We start from the raw sequence: 18,036 nt of genomic DNA on the forward strand, positions 1-18,036 counted from the left end.
GCGCCCTGCACTCACCACCATCCCTACCCTTCCTCCATCGAGGAGGAAGGGGCGCCTGTCCCTGAGACTCTCCGCCACGCGGCGGCGCCGCGGACCACAGCCCTCCTCCTCGATGGAGGAGGGTTGGGTGGTGGTGGGGCCACTGAGGTGACGGTCTGGCGCGAGTGGGCGCCGACGTCCGAGAAGGGGCGAGCTCACCCCGCCCGCAAGCTCTCCACCAGCTCCCGCGCGTAGGGCCGAAGCTCGTCCATCGCGCGGACCACGATGTTCAGCTCGCGCACCGCCCAGTCGTCGGTCAGCTCCACCACCTCCAGCGCCGTGGTCTTCACCGCCCGGCTGGCGGTGGTCTGCGGCACGATGCCGACGCCCACGCCGCACTCCACCAGCCGGCAGACCGCGTCGAAGCTCCGGAGCTGCACGCGCAGGCGCAGCGGCCGGCCCTCCCGCGCGGAGCGGGCGGTGAGGAAGCGCTGGATCGAGCTCGCCCGGTCCAGGCCCACGAAGTCGTGCTCCAGCACCTCGGCGAAGGCGACGCGGCCCCGCGCCGCCAGCGGGTGGCCCTTGGCGGTCACCACCACGAAGCGGTCGGTGCGGAACGGATAGGCGGCCAGCGCGCCGACCTCCACCGTGCCGGCCACGATGCCCACGTCGCCGACGCCCTCGGCGATCAGCCCGACGATCTCGTCGGAGAGCCGCTCCTCCAGGTCGACGCTGACGTGCGGATGGTCGGCGAGGAACGAGGACAGCGCCTCGGGCAGGAATTCGGTCAGCGCATTGGTGTTGGCCAGCACCTTCACCTGGCCGGAGACCCCGCCGGCGAAGGCGCCCAGGTCCTCCCGCATCCGCGCGCTCTGGGCGAGGATGGCGCGGGCGTGCTTCAGCAGCAGCCGGCCGGCCGGGGTCGGCGTCACCCCCTGGCGCGAGCGGGCCAGCAGCGAGGCCCCAAGACTCAGCTCCATGCCGCGGATGCGCGTCGAGGCCGCCGCCAGCGCCAGGGCGGACTTCTCCGCGCCTGCCGTGATGGACCCCGCGTCAACCACTTCGCAGAACAGTCTGAGGTCGGTGAGGTCGAACCGCATCCTTCGCCTTTCGCGAAGGAACCCTACAGCAAAGACGCATTGCGCGGCGAGCCGAAAACAAGATGGTTCGGCCTTTGCGAAGGTAGCCCCCGTCTGGCCCGCCTTTAATTGACAGCATTCAGGGGCGGCCTAAAACCGGGGCCGCTTCCACGACAAAGAGCGAGCGGCAAGGACATGACCGACGCCACCAGGGCCCCGCGCGAGCGCCCGCTATCGCCACACCTCCAGGTCTGGCGCTGGCACATCACCATGTGGACCTCGATCCTGCACCGGGCGACGGGCGTGGCGCTGTATGTCGGCGCCCTGATCGTCGCCGCCTGGGCGGTGTCGCTCGCCAGCGGGCCGGAGGCCTATGCGACCTTCAAGGCCGTGCTCGGCTCGCCGCTCGGCAAGCTGGTCATGTTCGGCCTGACCCTGGCGGTCTTCTACCACCTGGCGAACGGCATCCGGCACGTGGTCTGGGACCTGGGCCACGGCCTGGACGTCAAGACCGCCAACGCCACCGCGGTGGTGGTCTTCGCCTTCACGGTCGCCGCCACCCTCGCCGTCTGGATCATCGCCGCCATGACGGGGGCGCTCTGATGGCCAGCTATCGCACCCCGCTCGGCCGCGCCCGCGGCCTGGGCGCCGCCAAGCACGGCGTCGGGACCTGGATCGGCGAGCGGGTGGGCGGCGTCGCCCTCGTCCCGCTGACGCTGTGGGGCGTGTTCGCCACCCTCAGGCTCGCCGCCCACGACTACGCCTTCGCCGTGGCCTGGATCGGCCAGCCGGTGAACGCCACGCTCATGGTGCTGCTGCTGGCGATCAGCTTCTGGCACATGCACACCGGCCTGCGGGTGATCGTGGAGGACTACATCCACAAGACCCTGTCCAAGGCCGGCCTGCTGCTCCTCAACCTCTTCGTCTGCGGCCTCGCCGGTGCGCTGGCGGTGCTCTCCATCCTGAAAGTCGCGTTCAGCGGCGGGGTCTACTGAAGCCATGGCGGCCTACGAATTCATCGACCACAAGTTCGACGTCGTCGTCGTCGGCGCCGGCGGCTCCGGCCTCCGCGCCGCGCTGGGCTGCGCCCAGGCCGGCCTGAAGACGGCCTGCGTGACCAAGGTCTTCCCGACCCGCTCGCACACCGTCGCGGCCCAGGGCGGCATCTCGGCCAGCCTCGGCAACATGAGCGAGGACGACTGGCGCTGGCACATGTACGACACCGTCAAGGGGTCGGACTGGCTGGGCGACCAGGACGCCATCGAATACCTCTGCCGCAACGCGCCGGCCGCCGTGTACGAACTGGAGCACTGGGGCGTGCCGTTCTCGCGGACGCCCGAGGGCAAGATCTACCAGCGGGCCTTCGGCGGCATGACCCGCAACTTCGGCGAGGCGCCGATCCAGCGCACCTGCGCCGCGGCCGACCGCACCGGCCACGCCATGCTGCACACCATGTACGGGCAGTCCCTGGCCAACGACACCGAGTTCTTCATCGAGTACTTCGCCCTCGACCTGATCATGGACGAAGGCGTCTGCCGGGGCGTCACCGCCTGGAAGCTCGACGACGGCACCCTGCACCGCTTCCAGGCCCAGCTCGTGATCCTGGCCACCGGCGGCTACGGCCGGGCCTACTTCTCCTGCACCAGCGCCCACACCTGCACCGGCGACGGCAACGCCATGGTGCTGCGCGCCGGCCTGCCGCTGCAGGACATGGAGTTCGTGCAGTTCCACCCCACCGGCATCTACGGGGCCGGCTGCCTGATCACCGAAGGCGCGAGAGGCGAAGGCGGGTATCTCACCAACTCCGAGGGCGAGCGGTTCATGGAGCGCTATGCGCCGTCCGTGAAGGACCTCGCGCCGCGCGACATGGTCTCGCGCGCCATGACCATCGAAATCCGCGAAGGGCGCGGCGTGGGCCCGAAGAAGGACCACATCTTCCTGCACCTCGACCACCTGGATCCGGCGATCCTGGCCGAGCGCCTGCCGGGCATCTCCGAGAGCGCCAAGATCTTCGCCGGCGTCGACGTCACCAAGGAGCCGATCCCGGTTCTGCCGACCGTCCACTACAACATGGGCGGCATCCCGACGAACTTCTACTCCGAGGTCGTCACCAAGGCCGGCAAGAACCCCGACCAGACGGTGCCCGGGCTGATGGCCGTGGGCGAGGCCGCCTGCGTCAGCGTCCACGGCGCCAACCGCCTGGGCTCCAACAGCCTCATCGACCTGGTGGTGTTCGGCCGCTCCGCCGCGCTGCGCGCCGCCGACACCATCAAGGCCGGCGCCAGCCAGCCGGAACTCAAGCCGCACATGACCGAGCGCCACCTCGCCCGGTTCGACCGGCTGCGCCACGCTTTGGGCTCGACGCCGACGGCCGCCCTGCGCCTCGAGATGCAGCAGGCCATGCAGGAGGACGCCGCCGTCTTCCGCACCGGCGAGAGCCTCGTCTCCGGCGTCAAGCGGCTCGCCGCCGTCCACGCCAAGCGCGGCGACATCAAGGTCACCGACCGCGGCCTGATCTGGAACACCGACCTGATGGAGACCCTGGAGTTCGACAACCTCGTCGGCCAGGCCACCGTCACCGTCAACGGCGCCGCCAACCGCACCGAGAGCCGCGGGGCGCATGCCCGCGAGGACTTCGCCGACCGCGACGACAAGGGCTGGATGAAGCACACGCTCGCCTGGTTCGACGACGCCACCGGCAAGGTGAAGATCGACTACCGCCCGGTGCACAACTTCACCATGACCAACGACATCGCCTACATCCCGCCCAAGGCGCGGGTGTACTGAGGACGCGCGCCCCATGGCCCAGTTCGTACTGCCGAAGAATTCCCGCATCACCGCCGGCAAGCACTATCCGGCGCCGGCCGGCGCGGGGCGGACCAAGACGTTCAAGATCTACCGCTGGGACCCCGAAACCGGCGACAACCCGCGCTGGGACACCTACGAGGTGGACGTCGACGCCTGCGGCCCCATGGTCCTGGACGTCCTCATCCACATCAAGAACACCATGGACCCGACGCTGGCCTTCCGCCGCTCGTGCCGGGAGGGCGTCTGCGGCTCCTGCGCCATGAACATCGGCGGCCGCAACACGCTGGCCTGCACCCACGGCTGGGAGGAAGTGCCCGGCAAGGAGTGCCAGATCGGCCCGCTGCCGGCCACCGCCGTGGTCAAGGACCTGGTCCCGGACCTGACCCTGTTCTACGCCCAGTACGCCTCCATCAAGCCCTGGCTGCAGACCGAGACACCCGAGCCGCAGACCGAGTGGAAGCAGTCGCCTGAGGACCGCGAGAAGCTCGACGGCCTCTACGAGTGCATCCTCTGCGCCTGCTGCTCCACGAGCTGCCCGAGCTACTGGTGGAACCAGGAGAAGTACCTGGGCCCCGCCGCCCTGCTGCACGCCTACCGCTGGATCATCGATTCCCGCGACGAGGCGACCGGCGAGCGGCTGGACGAGCTGGAGGATCCCTTCAAGCTCTACCGCTGCCACACCATCATGAACTGCGCCCAGGTCTGCCCCAAGGGCCTGAACCCGGCCAAGGCCATCGCCGAGATCAAGAAGTCGCTCGCCGAACGGGTGAGCTGACCTCCGCCCGGCGGGTTCAAGTTGACGCCGGCGTCACTTTTGGGCATCGGGTAGGGCAATGTCGGGACCAGGCGAGCATGTGGTGATCCTCGGCGCGGGCCACGCCGGCGGCACGGCCGCCGCGCTGCTGCGCCAGTACGGCCACGAGGGCCCGATCACCCTGGTGGGCGACGAGCCGATCGCCCCCTACCAGCGCCCGCCGCTCTCCAAGGCCTGGCTGAAGGGCGAGGCCGACGCCGACGCGCTGGCGCTGAAGCCGCTGGAGTTCTACGCCGAGCACGCCATCGACTTCCGGCCCGGCGTCCGCGCCGTGAAGATCACCCGCGGCGCGAAGACCGTGGAGCTCTCCGACGGCTCCACCCTCACCTACGACAAGCTGATCCTCGCCACCGGCGCGCGGGCCATCGCGCTGCCCATCCCCGGCGCGGAGCTTTCCGGCGTCATGGCGCTGCGCACCGCCGCCGACGCCGAGGCGCTGAAGGCGGCGCTCGGTCCCGGCAAGCGGCTGGCCGTGGTCGGCGGCGGCTACATCGGCCTGGAGGTCGCCGCCTCCGGCCGCGCGCTCGGCGCCGAGGTCACCGTGCTGGAGCGCGAGAGCCGCATCCTGGCCCGCGTCGCCTGCCAGGCGCTCTCCGACTTCTTCCAGGCCTACCACCAGAAGCACGGCGTCGCCTTCGAGCTCGGCTGCTCGGTCACCGGCTTCGTGGGCGAGGCCGGCCGCGTCACCGGGGTCACCCTGGCCGACGGCCGCACCATCCCCTGCGACGCCGCTGTGGTCGGCGTCGGCGCCGCGCCCAACGACGAGCTCGCCGCCGACTGTGGCCTCGAGACCGCCCGCGGGGTGGTCGTCGACCTCGACGCCCGCACCTCCGATCCCGACATCTTCGCCATCGGCGACGTCGCCCACCGGCCGATGCCGATCTACGACCGCATGTTCCGCATGGAGAGCGTGCCCAACGCGCTCGAGCAGGCCAAGCAGGCCGCGTCCGCCATCACCGGCCGCCCGCGGCCGGCGGGCGAGTGCCCCTGGCAGTGGTCCGACCAGTACGACCTCAAGCTGCAGATCGCCGGCTACGCCTTCGACGTGGACGAGATCCTGGTGCGCGGCGACCCCGCCTCGGGCAGGTTCGCCGTCTTCCACCTGAAGGGCGACCAGGTCCAGGCGGTGGAGGCGATCAACGCCCCGCCGGAATTCATGATGGGCAAGATGCTCATCCTCAACCGCAAGCCGGTCGACAAGGCGAGGCTTGCGGACCCGAACGTTTCCATGAAAGAGGTCGCCGCCTAGAAGAGCGGCCGCCTAAGGGGCAGGACAGAGATGGCCAAGATCACCTACATCGAGCACGACGGAACCGAGCACGCCATCGAGGTGAAGACCGGCCTCACCGTCATGGAAGGCGCGGTGAAGAACAACATCCCGGGCATCGACGCCGACTGCGGCGGGGCCTGCGCCTGCGCCACCTGCCACGTCTACGTCGACGAGGCCTGGACCGCCAAGACCGGGACCAAGTCGGCCATGGAGGAGTCCATGCTCGACTTCGCCGAGGGCGTGGAGCCGAACTCGCGCCTCTCCTGCCAGATCAAGGTCACCGACGACCTCGACGGCCTCGTGGTCCGCATGCCCGAGAGCCAGCACTAGAGCCCGTCAGCCTCCCCCTGCGCCGCAAGCAAAGGCGCCCTTCCTCCTCGATGGAGGAAGGGGAGGGATGGTGGTGAGGGCAGGGCATCGGGCGAAGGGCGCTTTCGGCGCCGGCGCCTCCAGGAGCCATCTGCCTCACCTCACTGTCCGCACCACCACCCAACCCTCCTCCATCGAGGAGGAGGGCTTGAGAAGAACCCAGGAGGAAACCCCGGCATGTTCTCGCACATCATGGTCGGCACGAACGACCTCGACCGCGCCAAGGCCTTCTATGACGCGACCTTCGCCGCGCTCGGCGTGAACCCCGGCTTCGTGGACCGCCACCGGGTCTTCTGGCGCTCGCCCACCGGCGTCTTCTCCGCCTCCCTGCCGATCGACGGCCAGCCGGCCTGCCACGCCAACGGCGGCACCGTGGGCTTCGCCTGCGCCTCGCCCGAGCAGGTGGACGCCTGGCACGCCGCGGGGCTTTCCGCCGGCGGCGCCGCCATCGAGGACCCCCCGGGCGTCCGCGAAGGCCCCTCGGGGAAGATGTACCTCGCCTACCTGCGCGACCCCGACGGCAACAAGCTCTGCGGCCTCTACCGCTACCCGTAGCGCCCTGAACCCTCCCCCTCCGGGGGAGGGCAGGGTGAGGGCGGCGGAGGACGCGGAAACCGCGCTCCCGCGGGACCCGCGTGGTCTCCCCCGCACGCCCCCCCTGCGACCCACCGCCGCCTCCGTAGCGCCCCGGATTGCGGGCCCGCCGCCGCGGGACCATCTCCTTGCCAAGCGCGCCCGACCGCGCGCGCGAGTGGAACCGCGTCATGTCCCTGTCCAGCTACGCCGACGTCTTCAACCTCCCGGTCCCCGAGGCCCCGGCCGAGCCCGTCGCCCCCGGCGACCTCGTGCGCACCGGCCCCAACCTCTTCCCCCACTACGAGGTTCTCGCCGTCTCCGGCGACAAGGCCTGGCTGCGCAACGTCCAGACCGGCGAGGACCACCTGGCCGCCGTGGACCGCTGCCGCAAGGTCGAGGGCTAGCGAGCGGACGCCCCGCCCGCCCGCTGCGGCCGGCGCTGCGCCACCATCGGGTACAGCACGCCGCCGTGGTAGGTGACGGTCCCGCACATCCGGTCCCCCGCGGCGGAGAGCGCGGCGTCATAGGCGACGTCGCCCTCGCCCGAGCCCACGATCATCCGCACCTTCCCGCCGCTCACCGCCAGGCTCCGCACGACCACGGGCGCGGTCCGCACGGGCGTCAGCGTCCCGGCATGGCGCCCGTCGAGCCGGCCGATCGTCAGCAGGCCGAAGCTCGGCGCGCCGCCCACGTCCATGTAGAAGTCCCACAGCCCGGACAGGTCCGGCTCGCTCGCGGCCGCGCCTGAGGGTCCGGGGGCGCAGCTCGTCGTCAGGACGGTGGTGACCTGCGCCTGCCCCGCGGCGGGCATGGCGGCGGCGAGCATGAAGGCGCAGGCGAAAAGCGGGTGTCGCATCGGATCTCCGGTGGAGCGGGCTGGGGTTCGCCGCCCTCTCCCTCGGCCCGCCGGTCCCGGCAACGGCCCAATCCGCCAACGCCATTCGCGCGCCGGCATTTTGCGGCAACGCCACAGCCGCCGGGGGCCCGGCGTCCCGGCACCGCCCGCGCGGTCAGCCGCCCGGCGCCTCGAGCCCCGCGCGGACCGCCGCGAGATAGGTCCGGCCGACCGGCACGGTCAGGCCTCCCGTCAGCTCGATGAGCGTCCGGTCACCCTCCCGGCGCCACCCGGCCACCGCCTGGCGCGCCACCCACCAGCGCCGGTGCGCCCGCAAGCCCAGCCGCGGCGGCAGGATCTGCACCGCCTCGCTAAGCTGCATGGAGATCAGCGCCGAGCCCCGAGGCGTGTGGACCATCAGGTAATGGTCCTGCGCCTCCAGGGCCAGGAGCTCCCGCCCCAGCCGCTCGGGCACGCGCGCGAAGAACCGCTCGGCGTCCGGCTCCTCCTCCGGCCGCGCGGCGCCGCCGGCCGCCAGCACCGGCCACGCGGCGATGGCGGCGATGACCAGCTGCACCGACGCCACCGAAAGATAGAGCGACACCAGCCGTCCCGGCGGCGTCGAGCGCCCGAACACCACCTCGAGCGCCCAGGCGACGACGAACATCATCGGCAGCGTCGAGACCAGGCCCACGACGACCGCCGCCGCGACGCCGGGCAGGCGGGCGAACGCCGCCGCGGGCCGCAGGACCTGCAGGGTCGCCACCGCCAGCCCGTAGCCCGCCGCCACCAGGGCGAACCAGAAGGCGTAGCGCTGCGGCGGCGCGAGCGACTGGAACGAGCCGAACGGCCCCGCGAACCCCAGGAAGACCCCGAGCGCGACCGCCCCGCAGAGGCTGGTGAAGAACGGCGAGGCCCAGGCCCGAAGGGAGATCGATGGCATCTTGCGTCGCTGACGAAAGCCCACCGCACGCTAGGGGCGCCCCCCGCCCATGTCGAGCCGAGCCGAGCCGGGCCGAGCCGAGCCGAGCGGAGGGGAGCCTGGCGCCCGCTGGAGCGCCGGCCTCAGAACACCGTCAGCTGCTCGTTGGTCCGCCGCCAGAACTGCGGCGTCTCGTAGTTCTCGTCGAGGATCACCGCCCGCTTGCGGCGGATCAGCACCCGCGCCGACGAGCGGATCCCGAACGGCTCGTAGTTGTAGACGTCCACCTGCCAGTGGATGACGTTCGCCCCCGTGGGCTTCATGTCCGCGGAGATGTCCACCACCAGCTCGTGGGTCCCCAGCCTGTCGGGCACGTCGAACACGTGCTCGGGCCCGTCGTTCACCCGCACCCGCATCGCCTTCTCGAAGCCGCTGGTCTGCGGCCCGTGCGACCAGTAGCGCAGCGTCGCCGTGTATTCCGGGCTGTCGTCCCGGGGCGCCGCCGCCAGCTTCGCGATGTGGTCCTGGATGTCCATGGGGTCTCCTGAAGGGGTCAAGCGTCCGTCCGCCACTCCGGCCGGCCCCGCATCCTCTGTCAATCGCCCCCGCCGCCCCCGTGACGCCCATCACACGCGCGCCCCTCTCCCTCCGGGAGAGGGCAGGGTGAGGGCGACGCCGGCCGCGCCGCCCCCCTCCCGTGGGACCCGATCGCGCCCCCGCCGCCCCACACCCCCCGTGTCATCCCGGAAGCCGCGCCAGCGGCTATCCGGGACTAGAGCCCCCACAAAGGCGTTCCGGTCCCCCTCCGCAGCCGCCCAGCCGCCGCGGAATGGGCGCGGGAGGTGAGGCTCGGGCGGGGACGCTGGCGGAGGACTGCGCGCGTTAGGCTGCAGGTTCGGCTACGGTGACCTTTGCGTGCCCGCTGACGATGTCCTGCACATCAGCCGGCTGGAAGGCGACATCCCAGGCCCACTGTCCAAATCCGCCGAAGCTGTTCACCGCATTGACCCATTCGTTCAGTGCGTCGCGCTTGGCCTTGTTCTGTGGGCTATCGGTTCCCTTGATTTCCAGAACAAGCGTCTTGCCGCCAGATAGCCGGACGAGAAAGTCGGGCACAAACCGCCGTCGCGACCCAGCCCACAGGTACTGAATCTGAAATCCTAGATGATCGTTCTTCGCGTAGGCGACCACATCATCCCGGCTCTCGAAGATATTCGCCGCGTGGCCCTCCCAAGAGGAATCGCCGACCAGATGGCTGATGTGCGACTTGATCGCGGGGAAGCAGGGCTTCGTCGTGTACCACGTCCTCATCTGGCCCGTGGCGCCGATCGGGTTTTCCTCGTCGAAGACGGGGGTGAGGCGTTCCGTATTCTGCTCGCTCACGTGACGCAGCACGTGCTGGACAACCAGGTCGATGTTCAACGCGATCAGGATTCGGCGACGCAGAGGGTCCGAATGGAAGATGGACGGTATGTCCACCAGCTTGGAGTTCAAGAAGCTCTCGACGATGCGCACCAGTTGCACCGCGAGGTACTCCTCGGTCCCGGAGAAGCTCCGCCGCAATTCCGCGAAAGCCTTGCGAGCGGCCTGAAATACAAGCCGCTGCAGGCGAAATCCGTCGGGAAGGCGCTCCAGATCGATCGCGGTCACCTTGCCCATGTCCGTCGCGCCGCCGAGGGCGGGCGCCAGTTCGGCGCTGATTGGCGTCGCGGCCGGATCAAGAACCAGAACAGGCACCTTGGTCCAATCCACCGTGAGCTGCGGTTTCACGACCGTTTCCACGCGCAGCACGTTCGGCCACTTGATCTCTAGTCGGGCCCGATCGGGGATCACCTCGATCTGGGTGGTCGGCCTCGGAGGTGGAGGCGCCTCGCCACCTTCGCCCGTCTCCGAAATGGAGAGCGGGACGCCGAAGACGTTCACGTATTCAGGCAGGAACAGCCCGTTCTCATCCGTGTCGTAGGAGACCCTGCGGAGACCCCGGCCAACCACCTGCTCGCACAGCAACTGAGAGGTGAACGCGCGCAAGCCCATGATGTGCGTCACGTTCTTGGCGTCCCAGCCCTCGGACAGCATCGCGACAGAAACGACGTTCTGCAGATCCTGCCCGGCTGCGCCCCGCTTGCCGACATTGTCGACGATCGCGCGCAGCAGCTCTTCCTTCTTCATCCCGAGTAGCTGCTGTTTCCGCGTCTCCGGCAGGTCGGCGGCGCCGACGATAGCCTTCAACCGGTTCTCGTAGTCCTTGTCGGACGTGGCGGTTTCGCCGATCTCCGCCTTCTCCAGCACCTTTGAGTCCACACGCAAGGTCCTGTTCGGAGCGTGCAACTCGGGCCAGTGGGCGTCGCCCTTGTTGAAATAGTGCTCGATCCTCGCCGCCGTCTCCGTGCGGTTGCAGACCGTCAGCATCACGGGTGGAGAATGATGACCTGCGGCGCTCCACTGCCTCTGTGTCTCCCGCCAGTCGGCCCCGAGAAGCGTGTAGGCGTCCTGCACAAGCTTCGGCAGGGCCTCGTGCGGTTCGGCGTTCGCCCTGTTCAGGTCCTCGGATACCGAAGGGTCGCGGTAGATGTGATAGAGCTTCGACCGTAGCGTACGGGCATCGGGCAAGGCATCGTCGCGCACCACCACGCGCGGCGTCTTCACCAGTCCAGCCTCGATCGCGTCGTTCAGGCCGAAATCCGAGACGATCCAGTCGAACAGCGCAGTGTCCGTGCTCTTCTTGCCGGTCGGTGCGAACGGCGTCGCGGAGAGGTCGAAGCAGCGCTGGATTCGGCGCGTCTTGTGAATGCGATCGAGCCCCTCGATCCAGCGGGTCGCTTCATCAAGGTCGATGCCCTGTTCGGCAGCCACCTTCTTGCTGATCTTCACTTCCGGCGGTTTGCGATAGGCGTGGTGCGCCTCATCGTTGATGACGATGATGTCTTTGTGGGCGGCGAGCTTGCCAAGGACGCGGCGTGTGAACGCTTCGTCCGACTCCCGGCCCTTCTTCACGACCGAGCGCTCCTGCTCCTTCAGGGGCATCAGGGTGTGCCAGTTCTCGATCAGCACGTCGGCCTGGTTGAGCTTCTGGCGCAGCGCCTCGGACGGACAGAGGTTGAACTCGTCGTAGTAGCTGCCCTCGCTTGGCAGCAGCACCTGCAGACGCTCTTTCACCGTCAGGCCGGGCGCCACGATGAACACCGCCCGGCTGAAGTCCTTGTTCCGCTTGGGGTAGGTCAGCGCGTTCAGCGCCTGCCACGTGATGATCATGGCCATCACGGTGGTCTTGCCCGCCCCCGTGGCCATCTTGTTGCAGAGTCGCTCCCACGGGCCGCCATCGCGGGGGATCGCAACGCCTTGCTTGTAGGCTTCGGCGCCCTCCACCCACCAGATCAGGGTTTCGATGGCTTCGAGCTGACAGAAATAGAATGGGTGCTGGCGCGCCTCGGCGTCATGCCAGTGATCCAGCAGCTTGCGCGTGACGATCGTCACGCCAGGCCAGCCGTCCGCTCGCCAGGCGTCCACGCGGGCGCGGATCGTATTCACCAGGTCCAGAACCTCGGTGCGTTTGGTGTGGTTGCGCGCGTCGAAGACCTCGTAACTCGCCGGTCGCCGCTCGGGCTTGATCTCCAGCTTGCCGCCCTTGCCTTCGACCCAGTGCTGAGCCGGACACGCGAACGGCGTGTTGATGATGAGGGACACGGGCCTATGCCTCGAGCGGCATGATCTTGAGGGACTCGATCCCGCGGTCGTCCACGATCTTGACCGCGATCCGCCGGTTCTCGCCCGCCTCGAACGGCAGCGAGACGGTGCCGTGGAACTGCTCCAGCAGGTCCTCGTCCAACTCGGCCCGCACCGTCCTGCGCAGGCGATTCCAGCCGCCTTTCGCATCCGCCATCGGGAAAAACACCTGGTGCGGCATTAGGGACCGGTTGTCGTAGTCCACGTCCAGCGACCACATCGCGATCTGCTTCTTGCCGCCGGAGACGAGGTCGCCCGCCTTCGGGTCGAAGTAATCGAAGCCGTTCACCTCGACCTCCCACAGCCCGTCCTTGCGCTTGCGCAGTTCTACGTCGGGCTGCCCCATCAGCCAGAAGGACTGGTTGGAGGCCCGCTTCTTCTTCAGATCCTCGGTCAGGAGATCGGTGTTCATCTGCGCCTTGAGGAGCGTGACGCCGGGCCAGTTCACCTCGTCGATGTCCTTCGCGGCCTCGGGATCAAAGGTGAAGGCGCAGAACAGGATGAACCTGGGGGAGGGGCGCAGCGTCTCGGCTTCGGTGAGCGCCAGCTCGACCTGCCGTTGCTCCAGCGCCGCGTGTTCAGGGCCGAAGCTCACGACCACACGCTCGCCCGTCTCGGCCAGCGAGCCGCTGGCGTGGATGTGCTTTAGGCCGGGCAAGGTCTCGAATTCGGCGAACCGGAGCATGGCGCCGCCCTTGCCGCGGACGCCCGTTTTCAACAGTTCGTCCCGCCACAGGGCCTGGCGCGACGTCTCACCTGAGCGGGCGACGGTCTCATCCGCCTGTTCGGGTGGCGTGCTCTCATCCAACGAGAGGACAGTCGGCGCCGGCACCGCCTCGACCGAGAAGGGTCCGCAGATGCGCAGCTTCGACTTGTCGATGCGCGGTTTGTCGTAGAGCGTTTCCGGCTCGGCATGGTCGGCGATGGACTGGTCCATACGACGTTGCATCGCCTGCCGGGCGGCGTGGAAGGCCTCGAAGGGCGCGCGGGCGGCTTCCGGCCAATCCTCCGGCCAATCGAAGGGCACCTCCCATTCGTGCAGGGTGTCGCCCTTGTCGAAGTCCACGGGCCTACCCTTGCGCACCCCCTGCGTAGGCTTGAGGGGCTTTGGCGGGGCAGCGCCCAGCGCGGCGTTAAGGTCCGCCAGCGCCGATGCGATCTTTGGGTGATCTTCGTCGTAGATCGTGTCGATGTCTGGGTTGTTGGCGATACTCTTCAGTGCGACATGCGGGAACGTTTCGTAGTCGAAACCTGCCTGAAGCCCCTCGTGGGGATGGCGAAGGCTGTAATAGTCGAAGCTGGCGGTCATCAGCCGCTGCTTGGCGAGGGTGATCGCTACACGGGATGTGTCGCAGGTGATCCAACGGCGCCCCCACTTCTCAGCGACAACCGCTGTGGTGCCCGAGCCGCATGTGGGATCTAGAACTAGGTCAGACGGATCTGTCGTCATCAGGAGGCAGCGTTCTATCGCGCTCGCAATCGTCTGAACGACGTAGAGTTTTCCTTCGCCAAACGCATTCTGACGGGTATCAGCCCACAACGCATTGAGCGCCCTTAGGCGTCCATTGTCCCTGTATGACTTCCACCACAACGAGTTGCCCTGATTGTGAAACCGTCCAGAGCGTAGAACTCGCGGCATTCCATCATCAACGCTCGTGGACCATCCCCGGCTTCCACTCGGGGAGAACTCCATCCCAAAGGCCGGGAAGCGTTTCCTGCTCTTTTCGTCGCCGGATTGTGAACTCGGGTCCTGAAGCTTCAGAATCCGTCCCTCAGGGATGGGTTCTTCCCCCATCTTTTGTTTGACTGAGAGATCGTGCAGTTCCCCGGTCGGAGTTTCCACAAAAACATAGCGCTCGGTTGGGTTATCAATTGCAGGGGTAACCACGTAGAGTTTATTATGCTTCAGGTGAGATTTGTCTTTTCCGTACCAAAGGATATAATCTGTTATCTGCGCGAGCAGTCCTGACGTCTGTCCTGTGGTCGCGCTATATGATATAAGGCCGGCATAATTGTGGGCGCCAAATACGTCGTCCATCAATTCTCGGGCATGGTGCAGATTTTCATCTGAAATTTGTAAGAAGATAGATCCGCTATCTTTCAGTAATTCTCGCGCTAGAATCAACCGGTCGCGAAGATAGGTAAGATAGGAGTGAATTCCGAGTTCCCAGGTGTCCCGAAACGCCTTGATCATCTCGGGTTCTTGAGTGAGATCCTCGTCTGATCGATCCTTCACGTCGCGCTTGTTTGTGAAGGGCTGGAAGTTCGACCCGTATTTAATCCCATAGGGTGGGTCGATGTAGATCGTCTGCACCTTCCCACCCATGCTCTCCTTGGTCAGGAGCGAGTTCATCACAAGGAGGCTGTCGCCGGCCACCAGCCGGTTCGACCAGCCCTTTTCGTGGTGGTAGAAATCTAGCGCGTGGCGCAGAGGCAGGTTCTCGAATGGCGCCGCGAACAGGTCCGGTTGCCGCCACTGCGTCGCGGCGTCCTTACCCTTCAGCCGTTTCGCCGCATTTGCCAGGACCGTAGCCGCGTCGACCCTTTCATGGACATGGAGCGAGACGGTATCGATCTCGAAGCTCGTCCGCTCAGCCTTGCCGGTCCAGTTCAGATAGGGCGCCTGCAACCGCTTCAGCTCCTGCAGCGCATCCTTCATCCGCTCGGGGTCGTCGCTGGCGAGCGCATCGCCTGTTCCAGGGGCCGAGCCTCGAGGACGGCCGCGACCCGATCGGACGGGCCGAGGTGGCGGCCTACGCCGTGGCGGCCCTGCTTGGCGCGCGCCTGCTGGACTGGGCGGCCGTCCAGGCCAGCCTGCGGGCCTGGACCATCTCGCCGATCGCCGACCTCGTGCGCCGTGTCGCGGTCGTTTCGGCCTCGGCCGCGATCGTCTTCGCCGCGCTGGTCTTCGGCCTTGCCGCCAGCCCCTGGTGGGGCCCGATCGACCGGCCGCTGGACGGCGCGGGCGCGACCGCCCTGCTGTTCGGCCTCTATGCGGCCGGCGCCGCGGTCCTGCTTTGGCTGGTCCGGATGGCGGAGGCCGCGGGGCAGGCGGGACTCGCCCGCGCCGCCCGGGTCTGCGCCGTGCTCACCGTCTTCGCGATCCTAACGCTGGTCGTGCGCCTGGGCTTCCACGGCTACGACATGCGGCCCAGCCTGCAGGAGGCGAGCCTGGAGACCTGGGCCTTCTCGGCCGCCTGGGGCCTCTACGGCTTCGCCCTGCTGGTGTTCGCCGCGGCGCGCCGCGAGGCCGACCTGCGCTGGGCCGGGCTCGTGGTGCTGCTGGCCACCACGGCGAAGATCTTCCTCTTCGACATGGCGCGCCTGGAAGGCGTGGTCCGCGCGGGCTCGTTCCTGGCGGTGGGCGCCCTGCTGCTCGCCGCCGCCGTGCTCGCCCGGCGGCTGTCGGGGGACGGCTCGGTGCTCGGCTTCGGGCGCAAGGCCCCCGCGGAGCGCTAGCGCGCGCCGAGGCTCGCGCGCAGCATCCAGGCGTGCTTCTCGTGCGCGGTCAGGCGGTCGGAGAGGAGGCTGGTGGTCACCTCGTCCCCCGCGGCCTGGGCGGCCGGCAGCACGCCGCGGGCGGTGCGGATCAGGGTCTCGTGATCCTTCGACAGCTCGGCCAGCATGCCCTCGGCGTCCTGCTCGGGGTCGCCGTCCTGGATGCCCGAGAGGTTGGCGAAGGTGCGGTAGCCCTGCGGCGCCGTCGCCCCCAGCGCCTTGATGCGCTCGGCGACGTCGTCGATGGCGTTCCACATCTCGGTGTACTGATCCATGAACAGCGCGTGCAGCGAAGCGAAGTTCGGACCGCGCACGTTCCAATGATAGCCGTGCGTCTTCAGGTAGACGGCGTAGGTGTCGGCCAGGAGTCGGGAGAGGCCCGCGGCCACGTCTTCGCGGGACCGGGCGTCGAGGCCGGTGTCGATGCTGACGGACATGATGCTCTCCTTCTTGATCAGGCGGCCGTCGCCGCGCCGTCGGCGGGCTGGGATGCGGCGCGCTCGCGGCGGCCGATCCGCTCCCACACGCGCTCGTGCACGGCAAAGGCCAGGGTCTGGAAGATGGGCTCGATCAGGCCGATGGCCAGGGCGGCCCGCCAGTCACGGGTGAGCGCGTAGGCCACGGTGATCGCCACCACGAGGTGCATGATCGAGTAGCTGACGGTCTTCTTGGCGGTGCGCATGGCGGCGCTCCTGTTGCGAACGGTTCGCAATATAACCCCTGACAATCGAAATTCCAAGATCAATCGAAACTTTCTTAGATCGCCGGAACGGGCGGCCGGGGGCGCGGTTCCGACGGCGCAGCCAGTCGGCGCTTGGCGCCGGGAGCCAGCCGGTTATCGTCGTTCAGTCGGACCGCCCATCAGAGGCGGCCGCGGGAGGACGACGCCATGAAGTTCACCTGGTTCAACCTGATGCCGTGGCCGCACCTGCCGGACGACTTCCGGGAGAAGCACCGCTCGGTGTGGGTGGACATCGACCAGAGGCTGTTCGACCCGGCGAAGAGCCACGAGGTCTACAACACCTACATGGACCTGCTGGAGTACGCCGGCACGCTCGGGTTCGACGGCATCGGGGTCAACGAGCACCACCAGAACGGCTACGGCATCATGCCCAGCCCCAACATCATCGCCGCGGGCCTGGCCCGCCGGACGAGCGATGCGGCCCTGGTCGTGCTGGGCAATTCCATCGCCCTCTACAACCCGCCCGTCCGCGTGGCCGAGGAGTTCGCCATGCTGGACTGCATCTCGGGCGGGCGGCTGGTGGCGGGCTTCCCGGTCGGCACCTCCATGGACACCAACTACTGCTACGGCCAGATCCCCAGCCTGACGCGGGAGAAGTACGCCGAGGCGCACGACCTGATCATCAAGGCCTGGACCACGCGCGACCCGTTCGCCTTCAACGGCCGCTACAACAAGCTCAGGCACGTCAACATCTGGCCCCGGCCGATCCAGCAGCCGCACCCGCCGGTGCACATCCCCGGCGGCGGCTCGGTCGAGACCTACGACTTCTGCATCGACAACACCTATTCCTACTCCTACCTCAGCTTCTCCGGGTACCTGCGGGCCCAGGCGCTGATGGACGGCTACTGGCGGCGGGTGGAGGAGCGCGGGGCGCCGGACAACAGCCCCTACCGGGCCGGCTTCGCCCAGACGATCTGCGTGGCCGAGACCGACGAGGAGGCCGAGCGGCTCTATTCCGAGCACGTCAGCTACTTCTACAACCGCTGCCTGCACGTCTATCCGGGCTTCGCCGACGCGCCGGGCTACCGCACCATCAAGACCATCCAGTCGGGGGCGCTGTCGCAGTACGCCCCGCCGAAGGGCGGCTATGCGACGCTGACCTGGAAGGAGCTGACCGAGCAGGGCCACGTCATTGCCGGCAGCCCGGAGACCGTGCGCCAGCGCATGGAAGACCTGATCAAGGGCCTGCGCGTGGGCAACATCTTCTGCTTGATGCACGTGGGCGACATGCCGGCCGACAAGTGCATGTACTCGACCCGCCTGTTTGCCGAGAAGGTGATGCCCAAGCTGCGCAACATCTTCCCGGACTACGCCGACGACGACCGCTTCTGGTGCAAGCCGCTGGAGAAGCGGGTGATCCCAGGCTCGCTCCCCGCCGCGCCGGCCCGCGCGCCGATCCCGGCCGAGTGAAGGAGGCGGAC

General features: G+C 68.2%; 18 protein-coding genes. 10 read left to right on the top strand and 8 right to left on the bottom strand.

Annotated features, from left to right (window positions below):
- Positions 1–194: 194 nt before the first annotated feature.
- Entirely contained in the window at positions 195–1,079 is an 885-nt protein-coding gene (locus VM685_RS08235; RefSeq protein WP_325459658.1) for a LysR substrate-binding domain-containing protein, read from the bottom strand.
- A 174-nt stretch (positions 1,080–1,253) separates the two neighbouring features.
- On the opposite strand from VM685_RS08235, the gene sdhC reads away from it, so the two are divergent.
- From sdhC to VM685_RS08275, 8 genes are all read left to right on the top strand, one after another.
- Positions 1,254–1,661 carry a succinate dehydrogenase, cytochrome b556 subunit gene (sdhC, locus tag VM685_RS08240; RefSeq protein ID WP_325459659.1) on the top strand — a complete coding sequence of 136 codons (408 nt, stop codon included), beginning with the start codon at positions 1,254–1,256 and terminating at the stop codon, positions 1,659–1,661.
- Positions 1,661–2,053, top strand: coding sequence for a succinate dehydrogenase, hydrophobic membrane anchor protein (gene sdhD / locus VM685_RS08245; RefSeq protein ID WP_325459660.1), 393 nt, complete (start codon positions 1,661–1,663; stop codon positions 2,051–2,053). The genes sdhC and sdhD overlap by 1 nt, the downstream gene beginning before the upstream one ends.
- Positions 2,054–2,057: 4 nt before the next feature.
- A complete protein-coding gene (gene sdhA, locus VM685_RS08250) occupies positions 2,058–3,845 on the top strand; it encodes a succinate dehydrogenase flavoprotein subunit (RefSeq protein ID WP_325459661.1) in 1,788 nt (595 codons plus the stop codon).
- A gap of 13 nt (positions 3,846–3,858) precedes the next feature.
- The gene (locus VM685_RS08255) at positions 3,859–4,641 is read left to right on the top strand and encodes a succinate dehydrogenase iron-sulfur subunit (protein ID WP_325459662.1); all 783 of its coding nucleotides are present in this window, start codon (positions 3,859–3,861) and stop codon (positions 4,639–4,641) included.
- Positions 4,642–4,699: 58 nt separating this feature from the next.
- Positions 4,700–5,929: an NAD(P)/FAD-dependent oxidoreductase gene (locus VM685_RS08260; RefSeq protein WP_325459663.1), complete on the top strand. Its 1,230-nt coding sequence runs from the start codon at positions 4,700–4,702 to the stop codon at positions 5,927–5,929.
- A gap of 30 nt (positions 5,930–5,959) precedes the next feature.
- Positions 5,960–6,280, top strand: coding sequence for a 2Fe-2S iron-sulfur cluster-binding protein (locus VM685_RS08265; RefSeq protein ID WP_325459664.1), 321 nt, complete (start codon positions 5,960–5,962; stop codon positions 6,278–6,280).
- Positions 6,281–6,496: 216 nt separating this feature from the next.
- On the top strand, positions 6,497–6,874 hold the full coding sequence (locus tag VM685_RS08270; protein WP_325459665.1) for a VOC family protein: 378 nt from the start codon (positions 6,497–6,499) through the stop codon (positions 6,872–6,874).
- A gap of 209 nt (positions 6,875–7,083) precedes the next feature.
- Positions 7,084–7,299: a hypothetical protein gene (locus VM685_RS08275; RefSeq protein ID WP_325459666.1), complete on the top strand. Its 216-nt coding sequence runs from the start codon at positions 7,084–7,086 to the stop codon at positions 7,297–7,299.
- Here VM685_RS08275 and VM685_RS08280 read toward each other — a convergent pair.
- The 5 genes from VM685_RS08280 to VM685_RS08300 all read right to left on the bottom strand — a co-directional run bounded on the left by VM685_RS08280 (position 7,296) and on the right by VM685_RS08300 (position 15,034).
- Positions 7,296–7,751, bottom strand: coding sequence for a hypothetical protein (locus tag VM685_RS08280; protein ID WP_325459667.1), 456 nt, complete (start codon positions 7,749–7,751; stop codon positions 7,296–7,298). The genes VM685_RS08275 and VM685_RS08280 overlap by 4 nt on opposite strands.
- Positions 7,752–7,905: 154 nt before the next feature.
- On the bottom strand, positions 7,906–8,673 hold the full coding sequence (locus VM685_RS08285) for a LytTR family DNA-binding domain-containing protein (RefSeq protein ID WP_325459668.1): 768 nt from the start codon (positions 8,671–8,673) through the stop codon (positions 7,906–7,908).
- Between the two features lie 122 nt (positions 8,674–8,795).
- A complete protein-coding gene (locus VM685_RS08290; RefSeq protein ID WP_325459669.1) occupies positions 8,796–9,188 on the bottom strand; it encodes a hypothetical protein in 393 nt (130 codons plus the stop codon).
- Positions 9,189–9,534: 346 nt separating this feature from the next.
- Entirely contained in the window at positions 9,535–12,336 is a 2,802-nt protein-coding gene (locus tag VM685_RS08295) for a BPTD_3080 family restriction endonuclease (protein WP_325459670.1), read from the bottom strand.
- Positions 12,337–12,340: 4 nt separating this feature from the next.
- Positions 12,341–15,034, bottom strand: a complete 2,694-nt coding sequence (locus tag VM685_RS08300; protein WP_325459671.1) for a site-specific DNA-methyltransferase — start codon at positions 15,032–15,034, stop codon at positions 12,341–12,343.
- A gap of 86 nt (positions 15,035–15,120) precedes the next feature.
- Here VM685_RS08300 and VM685_RS08305 point away from each other — a divergent pair, with 86 nt between their 5' ends.
- Positions 15,121–15,834 carry a DUF2339 domain-containing protein gene (locus VM685_RS08305; RefSeq protein ID WP_325459672.1) on the top strand — a complete coding sequence of 238 codons (714 nt, stop codon included), beginning with the start codon at positions 15,121–15,123 and terminating at the stop codon, positions 15,832–15,834.
- On the opposite strand, the gene VM685_RS08310 is transcribed toward VM685_RS08305, so the two are convergent.
- Positions 15,831–16,310: a Dps family protein gene (locus tag VM685_RS08310; protein ID WP_325459673.1), complete on the bottom strand. Its 480-nt coding sequence runs from the start codon at positions 16,308–16,310 to the stop codon at positions 15,831–15,833. The two genes, VM685_RS08305 and VM685_RS08310, sit on opposite strands and share 4 nt — an antisense overlap.
- A gap of 17 nt (positions 16,311–16,327) precedes the next feature.
- On the bottom strand, positions 16,328–16,555 hold the full coding sequence (locus VM685_RS08315; RefSeq protein ID WP_325459674.1) for a DUF2061 domain-containing protein: 228 nt from the start codon (positions 16,553–16,555) through the stop codon (positions 16,328–16,330).
- 207 nt (positions 16,556–16,762) lie between these two features.
- On the opposite strand from VM685_RS08315, the gene VM685_RS08320 reads away from it, so the two are divergent.
- Positions 16,763–18,025, top strand: coding sequence for an LLM class flavin-dependent oxidoreductase (locus VM685_RS08320; protein WP_325459675.1), 1,263 nt, complete (start codon positions 16,763–16,765; stop codon positions 18,023–18,025).
- Positions 18,026–18,036 lie beyond the last annotated feature (11 nt).

This window comes from Phenylobacterium sp., assembly GCF_035539035.1.
GTDB lineage: Bacteria > Pseudomonadota > Alphaproteobacteria > Caulobacterales > Caulobacteraceae > Phenylobacterium.